The 16121-nt window shown below is 61.6% G+C and carries 13 protein-coding genes; 4 read left to right on the forward strand and 9 right to left on the reverse strand.

Translation table 11 applies throughout. From position 1 onward, the window contains the following. Nucleotides 1-63: 63 nt before the first annotated feature. The 8 genes from AF71_RS11765 to AF71_RS11800 all read right to left on the reverse strand — a co-directional run bounded on the left by AF71_RS11765 (nt 64) and on the right by AF71_RS11800 (nt 11204). Nucleotides 64-570: a GNAT family N-acetyltransferase gene (locus AF71_RS11765; protein ID WP_018855780.1), complete on the reverse strand. Its 507-nt coding sequence runs from the start codon at nt 568-570 to the stop codon at nt 64-66. A 201-nt stretch (nt 571-771) separates the two neighbouring features. Beyond that, nucleotides 772-2589, reverse strand: coding sequence for a translational GTPase TypA (typA, locus tag AF71_RS11770; protein WP_018855781.1), 1818 nt, complete (start codon nt 2587-2589; stop codon nt 772-774). A gap of 125 nt (nt 2590-2714) precedes the next feature. After that, a complete protein-coding gene (locus AF71_RS11775; protein WP_169681410.1) occupies nt 2715-4292 on the reverse strand; it encodes an alkaline phosphatase D family protein in 1578 nt (525 codons plus the stop codon). A 128-nt stretch (nt 4293-4420) separates the two neighbouring features. Continuing rightward, on the reverse strand, nt 4421-6100 hold the full coding sequence (locus tag AF71_RS11780) for an iron ABC transporter permease (protein WP_169681412.1): 1680 nt from the start codon (nt 6098-6100) through the stop codon (nt 4421-4423). Between the two features lie 10 nt (nt 6101-6110). Further along, nucleotides 6111-7070, reverse strand: a complete 960-nt coding sequence (locus AF71_RS11785) for an ABC transporter substrate-binding protein (RefSeq protein ID WP_210258232.1) — start codon at nt 7068-7070, stop codon at nt 6111-6113. After that, on the reverse strand, nt 7063-8178 hold the full coding sequence (locus AF71_RS11790) for an ABC transporter ATP-binding protein (RefSeq protein WP_113469736.1): 1116 nt from the start codon (nt 8176-8178) through the stop codon (nt 7063-7065). The genes AF71_RS11785 and AF71_RS11790 overlap by 8 nt, the downstream gene beginning before the upstream one ends. 138 nt (nt 8179-8316) lie before the next feature. Further along, a complete protein-coding gene (locus AF71_RS11795; protein WP_169681414.1) occupies nt 8317-10404 on the reverse strand; it encodes a M3 family metallopeptidase in 2088 nt (695 codons plus the stop codon). 158 nt (nt 10405-10562) lie between these two features. Further along, on the reverse strand, nt 10563-11204 hold the full coding sequence (locus tag AF71_RS11800) for a LysE family translocator (protein WP_169681416.1): 642 nt from the start codon (nt 11202-11204) through the stop codon (nt 10563-10565). A gap of 201 nt (nt 11205-11405) precedes the next feature. Between AF71_RS11800 and AF71_RS11805 the strand changes: the two genes are divergently transcribed. Continuing rightward, the gene (locus tag AF71_RS11805) at nt 11406-12590 is read left to right on the forward strand and encodes a multidrug effflux MFS transporter (RefSeq protein WP_113469734.1); all 1185 of its coding nucleotides are present in this window, start codon (nt 11406-11408) and stop codon (nt 12588-12590) included. A 261-nt stretch (nt 12591-12851) separates the two neighbouring features. On the opposite strand, the gene AF71_RS11810 is transcribed toward AF71_RS11805, so the two are convergent. Beyond that, nucleotides 12852-14075, reverse strand: a complete 1224-nt coding sequence (locus tag AF71_RS11810) for an argininosuccinate synthase (RefSeq protein WP_018855789.1) — start codon at nt 14073-14075, stop codon at nt 12852-12854. A 186-nt stretch (nt 14076-14261) separates the two neighbouring features. Between AF71_RS11810 and AF71_RS11815 the strand changes: the two genes are divergently transcribed. From AF71_RS11815 to AF71_RS11825, 3 genes are all read left to right on the forward strand, one after another. After that, a complete protein-coding gene (locus tag AF71_RS11815) occupies nt 14262-15116 on the forward strand; it encodes an SDR family NAD(P)-dependent oxidoreductase (protein ID WP_113469733.1) in 855 nt (284 codons plus the stop codon). Nucleotides 15117-15197: 81 nt separating this feature from the next. Beyond that, entirely contained in the window at nt 15198-15839 is a 642-nt protein-coding gene (locus AF71_RS11820) for a LysE family translocator (protein WP_018855791.1), read from the forward strand. A gap of 90 nt (nt 15840-15929) precedes the next feature. Further along, nucleotides 15930-16121, forward strand: a 192-nt coding sequence (locus AF71_RS11825) for a helix-turn-helix domain-containing protein (RefSeq protein ID WP_169680121.1), incomplete at its 3' end; no start/stop codon positions are given.

Consider the following 16121-nt stretch of genomic DNA (forward strand, 5'->3'; position numbering starts at 1 on the left):
AAGTTTTCGTGACGACAGCAACTGTCAATTTCGCTGGAAAAAGCGATAGGGCAAGGAAGAGCCTCAACCCCAAATGAAGCCAATTTTCTTTAGCCGCTTCTGGTCGAACGTTTCCATGCCCTCGCAATAGTCGACGCCGCCATGGCTGCGATAGAACTGCGCGCCGGTCTCATTCTCCTCGAGGCACCAGACGACCAATCCGTTGCAGCCAAGCGACTTCAGGAGCCGCCGTGCTTCGCCGAACAGCATGTGGCCGAGGCCAATGCCCTGGTACTCCGGCCGAAGATAGAGTTCGTAGATCTCGCCCTCTTGGGGCAGGGCGCGGGCGCGATTGAGGCCGAGCGTTGCGTAGCCTGCGACAGTGCCGGCCACGTCGAGAACGAGAAGCGTTGCCGGCCCGCGGGTGGCCTTGCGCCACCAGTTCTCGCCGCGACGCTCGATCATCTGCCGCAACGCACGATGCGGAATGATCCCCGCATAGGTGTGCTGCCACGCAAGCCGATGCACTTCCGATATGGCTCGGGAATCGTGCGGTTCGGCCCGCCGAACATCGATCGACAACGTCTTCATAACGCGTACTCTGGTCCCATTGTCGGCAATTAACCATATGCGCCCGGCGCATTCAGGTTGTTTGCCCACAGGCTAAACATGTGGACGACAGCTGAAATTTAACGCTTTTTTAACTATTGCGACAAGCGAGATTCGGCAGACTGCACAAATAAAAAACCCCGGCGCAATGGCCGGGGTTGAAGGCTGAAAGACTTCAGTCGCTTAGGCGGACTTCGCCTTGGCGAAGCGCTTGCGGTCGTTGGCGTCGAGATACATCTTGCGCAGGCGGATCGACTTCGGCGTCACTTCCATCAGCTCGTCGTCCTGGATCCAGGAGAGAGCGCGGTCGAGCGTCATGCGGATCGGCGGCGTCAGCTTGACGGCTTCGTCCTTGCCGGCGGCGCGGATGTTGGTCAGCTGCTTGCCCTTGAGGACGTTGACCTCGAGGTCGTTATCGCGCGAGTGGATACCGATGATCATGCCCATGTAGACCTTTTCGCCGGGCTCGATCATCATCGGGCCGCGATCTTCCAGGTTGAACATGGCGTATGCAACGGCTTCGCCCGGAGCGTTGGCCAGGAGAACGCCGTTCGTGCGGCCGCCGATTTCACCCTTGTAAGGCTGGTAGTCCTTGAACAGGCGGTTCATCACGGCAGTGCCGCGCGTATCCGTCAGGAGTTCCGACTGGTAGCCGATCAGGCCGCGGGTCGGCGCGTTGAAGACCAGGCGAACGCGGTTGCCGCCCGAAGGACGCAGCTCGGTCATTTCAGCCTTGCGCTCGGACATCTTCTGCACGACGACGCCGGAATGCTCTTCATCGACGTCGATGACGACTTCCTCGATCGGCTCCATCAGCTGGTCGTTCTCGTCGCGGTGCATGACGACGCGCGGACGCGACACGGCGAGCTCGAAGCCTTCGCGGCGCATGGTTTCGATCAGAACGGCGAGCTGCAATTCGCCGCGGCCGGAGACGTAGAACGAATCCTTGCCTTCGGCTTCTTCGATCTTCAGCGCGACGTTGCCTTCTGCTTCCTTGAACAGGCGGTCGCGGATGACGCGCGAGGTGACCTTGTCACCTTCGGTGCCGGCGAGCGGGCTGTCGTTGACGATGAAGGACATGGTGACGGTCGGCGGATCGATCGGCTGCGCGGTCAGCGCCTCGGTGATCGCGGGATCACAGAAGGTGTCGGCAACCGTGCCCTTGGAGAGGCCGGCGATCGCGACGATGTCGCCTGCATGCGCTTCATCGATCGAGGTGCGCTCGATGCCGCGGAAGGCGAGGATCTTGGAGATACGACCGGATTCGATCAGCTTGCCATCCTGGCCGAGAACCTTGACAGCCTGGTTCGGCTTGATCGAGCCGGAATTGATGCGGCCGGTGATGATGCGGCCGAGGAAGGGGTTGGCTTCGAGGATCGTGCCGATCATCGTGAACGGGCCTTCGGCAACCGTCGGCTCCGGAACGTGGTTGAGCACGAGGTCGAGCAGCGGTGCCAGACCCTGGTCCTTCGGGCCTTCAGGATTGACGTTCATCCAGCCATCGCGACCCGAACCGTAGAGGATCGGGAAGTCGAGCTGTTCGTCGGTCGCGTCGAGGCTGGCGAAGAGGTCGAATACTTCGTTGATGACTTCTTCATGGCGGCCATCGGGACGGTCGATCTTGTTGATCGCAACGATCGGACGGAGGCCGACCTTCAGCGCCTTGGAGACGACGAACTTGGTCTGCGGCATCGGGCCTTCGGAGGAGTCGACCAGAACGATCGCGCCGTCCACCATCGAGAGAATACGCTCGACTTCACCACCAAAGTCGGCGTGGCCGGGGGTGTCGACGATGTTGATGCGAACGCCCTTCCACTCGACCGATGTCGCCTTGGCAAGGATCGTGATGCCGCGTTCCTTTTCCAGGTCGTTCGAGTCCATGACGCGTTCTGCAACGCGCTGGTTCTCGCGGAACGAGCCGGACTGTTTCAGGAGTTCGTCAACCAGTGTCGTCTTGCCATGGTCAACGTGCGCGATAATCGCGATGTTGCGAAGTGCCATATGTCTATATCTCTGAAGCTGGGGCGCCGCGCTGGGAGAAGGCGCCAATTTCATTTGGGCGGCTCATACAGTGTTTTTCGCGTTTGCGAAAGGGGGGAGGCCGGATTGCCTGCCATGCATGGACGTCAACTCGATATCTGCGGATCGAGCGTCGTCCGCCACAGCTCGGTATCGTTCCGATCCATCAGCCTCACGGTCAGTTGCTCGGTCTGCCCGTCGATGTCGACAAGCCCGAAGAACTGCATGCCTGCCGACGGCGGCAGGTTCTGCTCCGCACCGCCGGGTGCGGCTTTCATGAACTTCACCTCCGGTCCGAAAGTCATGTCGAGTTCCTGCGGCCCATAGGTTCCGGAATGCAGCGGACCCGCAACGAACTCCCAGAATGGCAGGAACTCGCGGAACTTGGCCTTACCGGGATCGTAATAGTGTACAGCCGTGTAGTGCACGTCGGCTGTCAGCCAGATCATGTTCGCTATGCCGGCATCGCGGATGAAGCGCAGCAGATCGGCGAACTCCAGCTCGCGGCCAAGCGGGGCGCCATTGTCGCCGTTGGAGATCGACTCGCTGCCCGTCCGGTGGCCGTAATCGTCCCAGATCACCAGCCCGATCGGCAGATCGCAGGCGATCACCTTCCAGGTCGCGGTCGAGCGCACCAGTTCCCGCTTCAGCCACGCCAGCTGGCGCTCGCCCAAAAGCCGCGACTCCGGCGTCGACTCGGCATCGAGCCCATGACTGTTCGGGCCGCGATAGGAGCGCAGGTCGATGAAGAAGACATCGAGCAGCGGACCGTAAGACACCTTGCGGTAGATCCGACCGGGCTCATCGGCCACGTAACGGATCGGCGTCATCTCGTGGAAGGCACGGCTTGCGCGGGCAGCAAGCGTGGCGATCGATTTTTCCTTGTAGCGATCATCATCACGGAGGTCGGTCGAGGGCGACCAGTTGTTCAGCACCTCGTGATCGTCCCATTGGTAGAAGACAGGGCAGACCGCATTGAACGCCTTCACGTGCTCGTCGAGCAGATTATAGGTCCACTGGCCGCGAAACTGGTCGAGCGTCTGCGCGATGTCGCGCTTTGCCTCGGTGACGACGCGGTTTTTCCAAACGCCGCCATCTCGCAGCCTGACCTCGTCCGTGATCGGATTGTCGGCGTAAATAGTGTCGCCCGAATGGATCATGAAATCCGGGCGATGGTAGGCGATCGTCGAATAGGTGCGCATCCCCTCCTCGTCGATGCCCCAGCCCTGGCCGGCCGTATCCCCAGACCACGCGAAGCGGATGCTGCGCTTGCCCGCCGGCGCCGTGCGAAACTGTCCATGGATGGGTTCCGACAGGTCGTTGAGGTCCTGCAGGTTGGCCGCACGAAAGCGATAGAAGATCTCTTGATCATCAGGGAGATTCTGGAGCAGCAGCTTTCCCGCAAGATTGGTGCCCGGTGTCACGTCTATGGGCGCGACGCGCACCGCGTTGGCGAACCGGTCGCTCGTCGAATACTCGACATGCAGTCGTGCCGGCCGGTTCACCTGCGCCCAGACCATACCCGAATTCGCATCGACATCGCCGGATTGCACGCCTGCTGTAAAGACCGGGCGACTTGACGAGCCGCGCGCATAGTAGGGCATCGCCAGCCCCGCCAGTGCAAATCCGCCAACGGCGCCCATGGATGAGAGGAAGCGTCGGCGGGTTGTTTCAGTCAATGTCATGCCAAGGTCTATCCGGCTAACGGGAGGGCCGAACCTATGGCGGCTGTCATGTCATGCGTTTGAAGGCGGCATGACGGTTTTTCGAAACTTCAGCGACAGTTTTGCTACGAGGCGTCGCCGGTGAGGCGCTATTCCGCCACCAAACCACTGCGGCGAAGCAGCGTCAGCAGCAGAAGCGGCAAGAGCGTCGTGATGAGGATAGCGATGAAGGCCATCGCCATGCCGAGCCCGATCGATCCCTGTTCGAACTGGCGCCAGATGAAGGTGGCGATCGTCTGCATGCCGACAGGCGCCACGACAACCGAGGCCACCAGTTCGCGCGAGGCGAGCGCAAAGACCAATAGCATCGCCGAAGCAAGGCTCGGGAAGACGAGCGGCAGGAGGATGCGGCGAAAGGCGGTTACCCCGCTTGCGCCGAAGACCCGGGCCGCCGCTTCCAGGCTATCCCCGATCTGCTGGAAGGCCGCGGTCGTATAGCGCACCGGCTGCGGCAGCAGTATGCAGCAATAGGCGAGCAGCAGGATGAATGCCGTGTTGTAGGGGGTCGCCGGCAGCCATGGCATGTTCCAGGCAAGGATCAGCCCGACGGCAACGACGATGCCCGGCAGCGCATTCGGCAGGATCGTCATCGTGTCGATCGCCACGCGTCCGCGGATCTTCGTCTTGACGACCGTATAGGCGGCCAGCACGCCGATGAGCCCGGTAATCAAGGCCGTGCCGATGCCAAGCGAGAAGCTGTTGGCGAGCGCCCCCAGAGCGCCGGCAATGTTGTTGAAGACCGACAGGAAGTTTTCGGCGCTGATGTTGTCGAGCGCCAGACCACCGGAAATCGTCCGCGACAGCGCCGTGAGCAGGATCGATAGCAGTGGCACGCCCGTTGCCAGGAAGGCAACCACGGCAAAGGCGATCATCACGGGAACCTTCATCGCCCCAAGCGGTCGCTTGTCCTTGGCAGCAGGTTTGCCGCCCACCGTTTGATAGGAGCGTCGGGCGAGGATCCATCGCTGCAGCAGGAATGTCAGCAGAGACATGACGACGAGCAGGATCGACAGGATCGCCGCTCCAGGCAGATCGATCGGCCAATCCGAGATCCGCAGGTCGATACCGGTGACCAGCACCTGGAAGCCGGCACGACGACCAAGGGCAGCGGGCGTACCGTATTCCTCGATCGCCGCGGCAAAGACCAGCATCAGGCTGGCAACGAGCCCGGGCGCCGACAGCGGCAGCGTGATCCGAAAGAAGGCGCGCGCCGGCGACGCGCCAAAGACGCGGCCGACATCCGCATAACGCGCACCAACAGCCTCAACCGTGCGCGACACGGCGAAATAGACCACCGGAAAGGTATTGAAGGCCATGACCATGGTCATGCCGAAGAGCGAGAAGAGGAAGGGCGCGAGGTTAAATCCCGCGATCTGCTGAAGATAGCCGCGCGGCTGCAGCGCCATGATCCAGCCAAGCGTCGCGATGTAGGGCGGGATCATGAATGGGACGAGCAGGAGCACATCCCACAGCGGTGCAAGCGGAATGCGGTAGAGTGCCCGAAACACGCCGAGCGGCACCGCCACCAGCGCCGAGGCCAGCACCACGCAACTGCCGAGCAGAATGGTGTTCCCGGCCATGTCGATCAGCGCGCTATCGAAAAGCGTCGCAGCAAGCGAGGAGAAAGGGCCCGCGAACGAGCCCTGTCCGATGTTGGGGAAGATGCCCTGAAGCACAACGGCGATGAATGGAACGGCGACGACAACGGTCAAGCCCGCGATCGCCAGCCAGGCGGCCGGCGCAGCACCGCTACTATCGTTCGTCCTCATCGCCCTGCCCTTATTTGCCGCCGAACGTGTCGGTGACCTGCTTCAGCGTTTCCTTCCGCTTGCCGTAAACGGCAGCGGTGTCGTACTTCAGCAGCTTCAGATCGCTGATCAGCGGACGGTTTGCCGGAATGTCGGTACGAGCCGGCATCAGCATCTGGTCGGCAACGAGCGTCTGGCCTTCGTCGGATAGCATGTAGTCGATGAACTTCTTCGCCTCGTCCTGGTTTTTCGACCAGTTGAGGATCATCGCCGGACGCGGCGCGATGACGGTGCCGGATTCCGGGAAGATCACATCGATGGCCTCGCCCTTTTCCTTGGCGTTGAGCGTGATGTAATCGACGGCGCCGAAGACAGCGGCCTTGGCACCCTGCAGAACCGGGTTCAGAGCCTCGGCATTGGCGCCGGCGATGATCGCGCCATTATCCTTCAGATCCTTGAAGAGCTTGAAGTCGTCCTGGCCGGCCAGTGCCGCCGTCAGCTCGAAGGACGAGCCGGATTGCGCCGGATCCGGAATATTGACGAGGTCCTTGTATTCGGGCTTCGTCAGGTCGGCCCACTCGGCGGGCTTCGGCGTGCCGCTCTTGGTGTTCCAGGCGATGCCGAGCGCCGAGATGCCCTGGGCAACGGCCGTGTCGGTCTTCAGGAAATCAGGAACCCTGGCGGCGTTCGGGCTGCTGTAGGACACGAGCCAGCCGCGCTTGGCGAAGTCGGTTGCCGTATCCCAGGAAGCCGAAATGAGAACGTCGACCACAGGGTTCGAGGCTTCTGCTTCGATACGGGCCATGACCTTGCCGGTCGTTGCCTGGAAGACATTGACCCTGACCCCAGTCTGTTTGGTGAAGCCGGCCGACAGCTTGTCGATCAGCCCCTGCGGACCGGCGGTATAGACCGTGATGTCGGCGTGGGCGACGCCCGCCATCAACGTTACGGCGAGAACGCCGAAAGTGATGCTCTTCAACGACTTAAGCATGCTCCAAATTCTCCTCTTTGGACAAATGAATTTCTTTGCCGAACCAGCGGATCTGGCCGGGATCGATCGACAGACCGATGCCCTCGCCGGGCCGCAGCTTGGCGCGGCTCAAAACCTGCAATTCGATCTTTTCGGCGCCGACCAGCGAGACGGTCGCCAGATGACCATCCCCGCGGAACTGCGAACGCAGCACCGTTGCGGCAAGTGTGCCTGGCAGGATCTCGCCCGCGCTGATCGATCCGGTGGGGATGAGGACGCGAACGGCGCAATCGACACCATCGACGCCGCGCAGCAATGCAAGGCCGCTACCTTTGAAGAACCAGTGTTCGTCGCGGTATTCGAGTTCGGCGACACCGCCGAGGCGCAGGAAGTCGGCCACCTCGGGCGTTGCGGGCTTCTCGATCAGCTCGTCGGGCGATGCCAGCTGCTCGATCAGCCCGCCACGCATGACGGCAACATCATCCGCCAGCGTCAGCGCCTCGCTATGATCGTGCGTGACGTAGATTGCCGTCAGGCCGAGCGTCGCGATCAGCTCGGCAAGTTCGCCGACCATGTTTTCACGCAGTTCGCGATCGAGATTGGACAGGGGTTCGTCGAAGAGAATGAGCTGCGGTTCGGCAACGATCGCTCGCGCGATCGCGACACGCTGTTGCTGGCCGCCGGAAAGATCGCTCGGCCGGCGGTCGGCATAAGCACCGAGACCGACGCGTTCGAGCGCCCGCATCGTCCGCGACTGCCGTTCGGATTTACCGACGCCGCGCATTTCGAGCGGAAAGGAGACGTTGCCGCCAACGGTCATGTTCGGCCAGAGCGCATAGTCCTGAAATACCATGCCGAGGTTGCGCTTTTCCGGCGGCGAGAAGGCGCCAGTTGCGGCATCGGCAACGGTGCGTCCGGTAATCGCGATCGAACCTTTCGTAGGCGCGAGCAGTCCGGCGACGAGCCTCAGAAGAGTGGTCTTTCCGCAACCGGACGGCCCAAGCAGCGCCAGCGTCTTGCCCTTGGAAAGCGAGATATCAATGCCCTTCAGAACGGGGGTCGCCCCATAGTGCAATTCCACGCCGGCCGTCGAAACGGCCGCATTGGTCTCTGAAGGTTGAGGGGTCATGAAAAAACCGGCATCGGTTGAAAATCGATGCCGGTTGCTTATTAACCTTCAATGACAGTCATGTGACGAAGCGGCAAGAAGCCGTCTTCCATCAATACTTTAGCCGTCGCGTATCGATGACGCGCAATACCTGCCGCCTCAGGCGTCGCTGCCCGACAGTTCTTCAAAGGTCGCAAGACCCTTCTTCACCAGCATGGCATCCGGGCTTGGCAGCTTGCCGCGGAAACCCTTGTAGGCATCCTCAGGATCGATCGCGCCACCGACGGAATAGATGTTGTCCTTGAGCTTGGCCGCCATCTCGCGATTGAACGCGTCGCCGGTTTCCTCGAAGGCGGCAAAGGCATCCGCATCGAGCACTTCGGACCACATGTAGGAATAGTAGCCGGCTGAATAGCCGCCCGAGAAGATGTGCTGGAAGTGCGGCGAGGCATGCCGCATGACGATCGACTTCGGCATGCCGAGCTCCGACAAGACCTCCGTCTGCACGACCATCGGATCCTCCACCTTGTCGCGGGTGTGGAACGCCATGTCGACAAGCGCAGACGAGGTGAACTCGACCGTATTGAAGCCGGAATTGAAGGTGCGCGCGGCCAGAACCTTGTCGAGCAGGGCCTGCGGCATCGGCTCGCCGGTTTCGAAATGCACGGCATATTGCTTCAGGATCGCGGGCACCGTCAGCCAGTGCTCGTAAAGCTGCGACGGCAGCTCGACGAAATCGCGCGAGACGCCCGTGCCCGAAACCGAGGGGTAGGTGACGTTCGACAGCATCCCGTGCAGCGCATGGCCGAACTCGTGGAACAGCGTGCGCGCGTCGTCGAGCGACAGCAGTGCCGGCTTGCCTTCGGCGGGCTTGGCGAAATTGCAGACATTGTAGATGATCGGCAGTTCGCCGTTGCGGCCGTTCTTCAACGGCAGCTTGTGCTGTGATTGGAAGGAACTCATCCAGGCGCCGGAGCGCTTCGAGCTGCGGGCAAAGTAATCGCCGAGGAAGAGCGCGACCAGCCTGTCTTCGCGATCGCGGATCTCGAACACGCGCACATCGGGATGGTACGCCGGAACACCTTTCTTCTCGACGGCGCGAATGCCGAACAGCCGGCCGGCGACGTCGAAGCAGGCGTCGATGATCTTCTCGAGCTGCAGATAGGGCTTCAGCTCGGCCTCGGAGAAATTGAACCGCTGCGCCCGGATCTTCTCGGCATAGTGCCGCCAGTCCCAGGGCATGACGTCGTGGTTCTTGCCTTCGTCCGCGATAAGCTTGGCGATATCGGCTTCTTCCTCGCCGGCACGCTTGACCGCCTTTGCCCATACCGCCCGAAGCAGGTGGTTCACGGCGTCGGGTGTCTTCGCCATCGTGTTGTCGAGCTTCAGTTCCGCGAAGTTGCCGTAACCGAGCAGCTTTGCCACTTCGTCGCGAAGCGCAAGCGTGTCACGGATAATGCCGCGATTGTCAGTCGCGCCATCGTTTTCGCCGCGCGCAACCCAGGCCTTGAACGCCTGTTCACGCAGATCCCGCCGCTCAGAGAAGGTGAGAAACGGTTCGATGATCGAGCGCGACAGGGTGACGGCGAATTTGCCGTCTTCGCCGCGCTCGCGCGCAGCCGCCGCCATCGCATCCTTCAGAAATTCCGGAATACCGTCGAGGTCCGCGCCGTCGGACAGGATCAGCGCCCAGCTCTTCTCGTCGGCAAGCACGTTCTGACCGAACTGCGTACCGAGGCCGGCAAGCTTCTCGTTCATGCCCGCGAGCTTCTCCTGCTCGGGCTTCGGCAGTTTCGCGCCCGATTTGACGAAGCCCTTCCAGTGGCGCTCCAGCACGCGCGTCTGCTCCAGCGTCAGGCCAAGGCTTTCGCGCGCTTCCCACAAGGCATCAATACGGGCAAACAACGCCGCATTCATGCCGATCTTGGAATAGTGGCGCGACATCTTCGGCGAAATGTCCCGCTCCAGCGCCTGGATCGTATCGTTGGTATGGGCGCCCGCGCGGTTCCAGAACAGTGCCGACACCCGCGACAGCGCGTCGCCGGCGGTCTCAAGAGCAACGACGGTATTCTCGAATGTCGGCGCCTCGGGGTTATCAGCGATCGCGTCGATCTCTTTCTCATGCGCGGCAAGTGCTGCGTCGAATGCCGGCGCGAAGTCGCCGTCATTGAGAGCATCGAAGCGCGGCAGGCCGTGGAGACCGTTCCATTCGACAAGCGCCGGGTTGAATTCTGATGTGGAAGGCATGCGGAGATCCTCTGTGGCAGGCAACTGAACAGGCAATATAGGGAGGCACGTTCGCAATTGGTATTGCCGATCGGACGCACGTCCCGCGCCCGACTGCGAAAAGTTCACGGCAAGAGAATCAACCAATCGCTAGGGATTGAAGCAATCCACGCGCGATCTCAGGCCTTCCGCCAACCGAGTAGGCCCGGCGTCGCATGCCAGAGTGCCTGCACGGCAAAACCCATGAACAGCACGCCGGAGCAACGGACGATCAGCCGCTCGTGCGAGCGATAGAAACGCCGCACCGTGCCCGCGCCGATAACCGTGACCAGGATCATGTCGGCAACAATGAAGCCCAGGAACGAAACGGCGAGCAGGAGCGGCAACGTATGAAACTGCAATGCGCTCGCCGAGCCAGCAACAAGGGCAGTAAACGTCGCGAGCGCGACCGGATATCCCTTCGGGTTCGTGACACCGAAGATCAAGCCGCGGCGGAACGGCCGCTCGACGACCATCAAGGCCTGTCCCTCTCCCTTCGGTTTCGCCCGAACCGCATTCCAGCCGATCCAGGCAAGGTAGAAACCACAAAGAAGACCGAGCGCGTCGAAGACGAAGGTACCGATCGTCCTCGCCCCGATGATCGCGATCAGCGCCAGCGATGCCCACAGCAGATCGCCGACCAAATGCCCGCCGACGAACATTGCGCCGGCACGGCGGCCCTGCCCGGCGCCGATACCAAGCAGCGCAAGGAAGGCAGGCCCTGGAATAAGCACGTAGAGGAGAGCTGCCAGAAAGGCGCCCGCGAGCAAGGATTGCGTCATCGAGAAACTCCGGAAAGGACCGTCGCAGCTTATGCGCCAATCGAAGGGCGTCAAGCCATGATGGCAATCCATGAGATTTTTGAATTGCCGGATCACGCCGCTTCCGACAGAAGAAAAGTGCCGCCTCGCGCGGATCGCGCACGTTACCAGAGATCGAGTATCCCCATGCCCCCATTCCGGATGAGCGAACGGCGAACGAGCATGCTCGGCGCGCTTCTCGCAACCATCGGCCCGATCTCGATGTCGATCTACACGCCGGCTATGCCGGAACTCGTCCATGCGTTCCAAACCTCGGACTCGGCGATCAAGATGACGCTCTCCGTCTATTTCGCCGGCTTCTCGGTGGCACAGCTCCTTGCCGGTCCACTCTCGGACGCCTTCGGCCGCCGCACCGCGACACTCCTCTTCATCGGCATCTATGTCGTCGGAAGCCTGCTTGCCGCCTTTGCGCCCGGCATCGAGTGGTTGCTCGCCGGCCGCCTGATACAGGGCGTCGGCGCTTCCGTCGGGATTACGGTGGCGCGCGCCATCGTGCGCGACCAGTTCACCGGGACCGAAGCCTCCCGCATCATGAACCTCATCGGCATCATGATTGCCATCGGACCGGCCGCCGCACCAACGATCGGCGGATTGGCACTCGCTGCCTTCGGCTGGCAGTCGGTCTTCTTCCTGCTGATCGGCTTCGGACTCCTGATCTGTTTTGGCGTGATCGTCTTCATGTTCGAGACGAGCGTGCCGGATCCACGCCGCGCGCTCCCGGTTCCGCTGCTTCGCGCCTACCTGGAGCTTGCGCGCGAAACTCGCTTCGTCTCCGCCTCGCTCGTCCTCGGCGGCTCGATCGGCGCACTCTATGCGCAGGCGACGCTCCTCCCATTCATCCTGATCAAGGTCGTCGGCCTGTCACCGACAGCCTTCGGCTTGGGAATGCTGATGCAGTCGGGTTCCTACTTCTTGGGCTCCGTCTGCCTGCGTTACGCGGCGCCACGCTTGGGCGGCGACGGTTCCGTGCGTGTCGGGCTTGGCCTGCTCGGCTTCGCCGGCATCATGATCGCGCTGTCAGTCCATTTCGTCACGCCATCCTATCTTTCGATCATGGGGCCAATCGCGTTCCTGGCCTTCGGACTGGCGTTCCTGACGCCGCATATGACGACCTCGGGCCTCTACCCCTTCCCGCATATCGCCGGCTCGGCATCCGCGATGATGGGCTTCATCCAGATGGGTGGCGGCTTTGCCGGCGGCGTCGCCGGTTCGCTGATCGGCATGCCGCTTCTCGCCTTCGGAACGGTGATCCCGATCATGGCGCTGATTTCGATCATCAGCTACGTCTGGTTCGTTCGCGCGTCGCGGCACGCAGCAAAGCTCCCTCACGCCACGTCGTGCGAATGAAAAGTGTCCGTACGACGGGCCTTCAGACTGATGAGGACGTGTTCCTTTTTGCGGAACGATCGTTTTATCCGTCATGCCGGCCTTGAGCCGGCATCCAGCGGCACCGCGTCTGCGGTGCGAAAGGCCTGTTGCGCGCAAAGACTTGCGCGTGCTGCACCCCGGCTCGTCGGCCGGGGTGACGACGGGTGGGGCATAAGGCATTGTCAACAAGCGGAAGGCCCGCACGAGGCGGGCCTTCGATCTCGTGCAAGCTGCTCGCGATTACTTCGAGAGATTGCGCTTGGCGAGCGTGCGCAGGCGCAGCGCGTTGAGCTTGATGAAGCCGGCTGCATCCTTCTGGTCGTAAGCACCCTGGTCATCTTCGAAAGTAACCAGCTTGTCGGAATAGAGCGACTTCGGGCTCTCGCGGCCGGTAACCATGACATTGCCCTTGTAGAGCTTCAGCGTCACTTCGCCTTCGACATGCTCCTGGCTCTTGTCGATCAGCGCCTGCAGCATTTCGCGCTCCGGCGAGAACCAGAAGCCGTAGTAGATCAGCTCGGCGTAACGCGGCATGATCTCGTCCTTGAGATGCGCGGCGCCGCGGTCGAGCGTGATGGATTCGATGGCGCGATGCGCGGCAAGCAGGATCGTGCCGCCGGGCGTCTCGTAAACGCCGCGCGACTTCATGCCGACGAAGCGGTTTTCCACGAGGTCGAGGCGACCGATGCCGTTGTCGCGACCGTAATTGTTGAGCGCTGCGAGCAGCGTTGCCGGGCTCATGCGTACGCCGTTGATCGAAACGGCATCACCCTTTTCGAAGCCGACCTTGATGGTGGTCGCCTTGTCGGGAGCCGCTTCCGGAGAAATCGTGCGCATGTGCACGTACTCAGGCGCTTCCTGTGCCGGATCTTCGAGAACCTTGCCCTCGGACGAGGAGTGCAGCAGGTTGGCGTCGACGGAGAACGGCGCCTCGCCCTTCTTGTCCTTGGCAACCGGGATCTGGTGCGCTTCGGCAAAGGCCAGCAGGTCGGTCCGGCTCTTGAACGACCAGTCGCGCCACGGCGCAATGATCTTGATATCGGGGTTCAGGGCATATGCGGAAAGTTCGAAACGAACCTGGTCGTTGCCCTTGCCGGTGGCGCCATGCGCGATCGCATCGGCGCCGGTCTTGCGGGCGATGTCGATCAGGTGCTTGGAGATCAGCGGACGGGCGATCGAGGTGCCGAGCAGGTAGACGCCCTCGTAGACGGCGTTGGCGCGGAACATCGGGAACACGAAGTCCTTGACGAACTCTTCGCGCACGTCCTCGATGTAGATTTCCTTGATGCCGAGCATCTCGGCCTTCTTGCGGGCTGGCTCCAGCTCTTCGCCCTGGCCGAGGTCGGCGGTGAAGGTCACGACTTCTGCGCCGAGTTCGGTCTGCAGCCACTTCAGGATGATCGAGGTGTCGAGGCCGCCGGAATAGGCGAGGACGACTTTCTTTACGTCTTTGTGCGATGCCATGATGATGAGGTCCGTTGCAAGAGGGCAGCGGCAAACCCGCCAGGCCCGGTATTGCTGGGCACTTTTAGCGAGATTGGCGGACGACGCAAGGGCAACGGCGGCTATCGGCGACCCAGATAATGTTTGACAGGCCGAAAGCGCAGCCCATATCTGCCAGCGTCCTGACAATGCGGAGGAGAGCTGGCCGTGACGAGAATCCAAGACATCATCAAGAAATCAAACGTCGCTGTCATCACCGGTGGCGCCTCGGGCATCGGACTTGCCGCCGCGAAACACTTTGCCCGATCGGGCATGAGCGTCGTCATTGCCGATCTCGGCGGCGATCGGCTGGCAGCCGCCGCAGAGGAACTGAAAGCGATCTCGGGAGAGGAGCATGTGCTCGCCGTCGAAACCGACGTCGCACAGAAGGAGTCCCTCGAAGCGCTCGAACGGACCGTGATCCAGCGCTTCGGCCGAGTGCACATTCTCATGAACAACGCCGGCGTCGGCCCAGAGACATCGATCTTCAGCGCCCAGGCCAATTGGGACGGGATTCTCGGCGTCAACCTGCTCGGCGTCATCAACGGCACGCGGACCTTCGGCCAGCACATGCTCTCGCATGGCGAACCGGGCCTGATCATCAATACCGGCTCCAAGCAGGGCATCACCACGCCACCTGGCAACCCGGCGTATAACGTCTCGAAAGCCGGCGTGAAGGTATTCACCGAAGCGCTCGAGCATGAATTGCGCAATACCGAAGGCTCGAAGATCTCCGCTCATCTATTGATCCCCGGCTTCGTCTATACCGGCCTCACCAAGGGCGATCGCGCCGAAAAGCCGGCTGCGGCATGGACGCCGGAACAGACCGTCGATTTCATGATCGAAAGCCTGGAACGCGGCGACTTCTACATCCTCTGCCCCGACAACGACGTCGCCCGTCCGGTGGACGAACGCCGCATGGCCTGGGCGATGGGCGACATCATCGAGAACCGCCCACCGCTGTCGCGCTGGCACAAGGATTATGCCGACAAGTTCAAGGCCTATCTCGAACGCAAGGAATAGGTCGTATTAGAAGGTTTGATTAGACATTTTCTGAAAGCCGGATATGACGGCTAAGCTTTCATCCGGCTTTCAGAGTGTACCATGAGCTTCCTGCCCAGCTTTCCGACCCTTCTCGCCTTCGCAGCCGCGACCCTGCTGCTCGCTGCGACGCCCGGCCCCGACATGACGCTGTCCATCAGCCGCGCACTGGCGCAGGGCAAGAAGGCTGCGCTGTTCGTCGTTCTCGGTACGAGCCTCGGTATCGTCGTTCACACCATGCTGGTCGCCTTTGGCGTTTCGGCACTGATCACCGCGTCGCCGACAGCCTTCCTGATCCTGAAGACCGGAGGTGCTGCCTATCTCCTGTGGCTCGCCGTCCAGGCGATCCGCTTCGGCTCGAAGTTTTCGGTCAACAAGGTCGAAACGGCAAAGGGCACGCCACTCGCCAACGTTTCCTCGGGCTTCTGGGTCAACCTCCTGAACCCGAAGGTCATTATCTTCTTCATGACCTTCCTGCCGCAGTTCGTCAGCGCCGGCGATCCGACGGTGACGCAGAAGCTGCTCTTCCTCGGCTTCTGCTTCATCCTGATCGGCATGCCTGTCAACGCAGCCGTGGTCTTCGCGGCCGACTGGCTCGCCAGCTGGCTGCAGACCAACAAGAAAGTTTTGCGCGGCATGGACTTTACCTTCGCCGGCGTCTTCTCCGTCTTCGCGGCAAAAATCCTGCTGACGCAGGCGCGCTAGAGCGGATCATTGCTTATCGGAATCGGTGCGGGATTCCCAAATCAGCAGATTTGTGATTCATCATGGATGCTGGAATGGAGGCCAGCATCCATGACGCGACCCTATTCGAATGATCTTCGCGAGCGAGTCGTCGCAGCGGTTGTGGACGGTCAGAGCTGCCGGGTGGTGGCGGAGCGGTTCGACATAGCTGTCTCATCCGTGGTGAAGTGGTCGCAGCGTTATCGGGCCACCGGCAGTGTGTCACCCGGCAAGATGGGCGGCCATCGCCGACGTGTGCTGGAG

The organism is Rhizobium sp. 57MFTsu3.2, assembly GCF_012932765.1.
Taxonomy (GTDB): domain Bacteria; phylum Pseudomonadota; class Alphaproteobacteria; order Rhizobiales; family Rhizobiaceae; genus Rhizobium; species Rhizobium altiplani.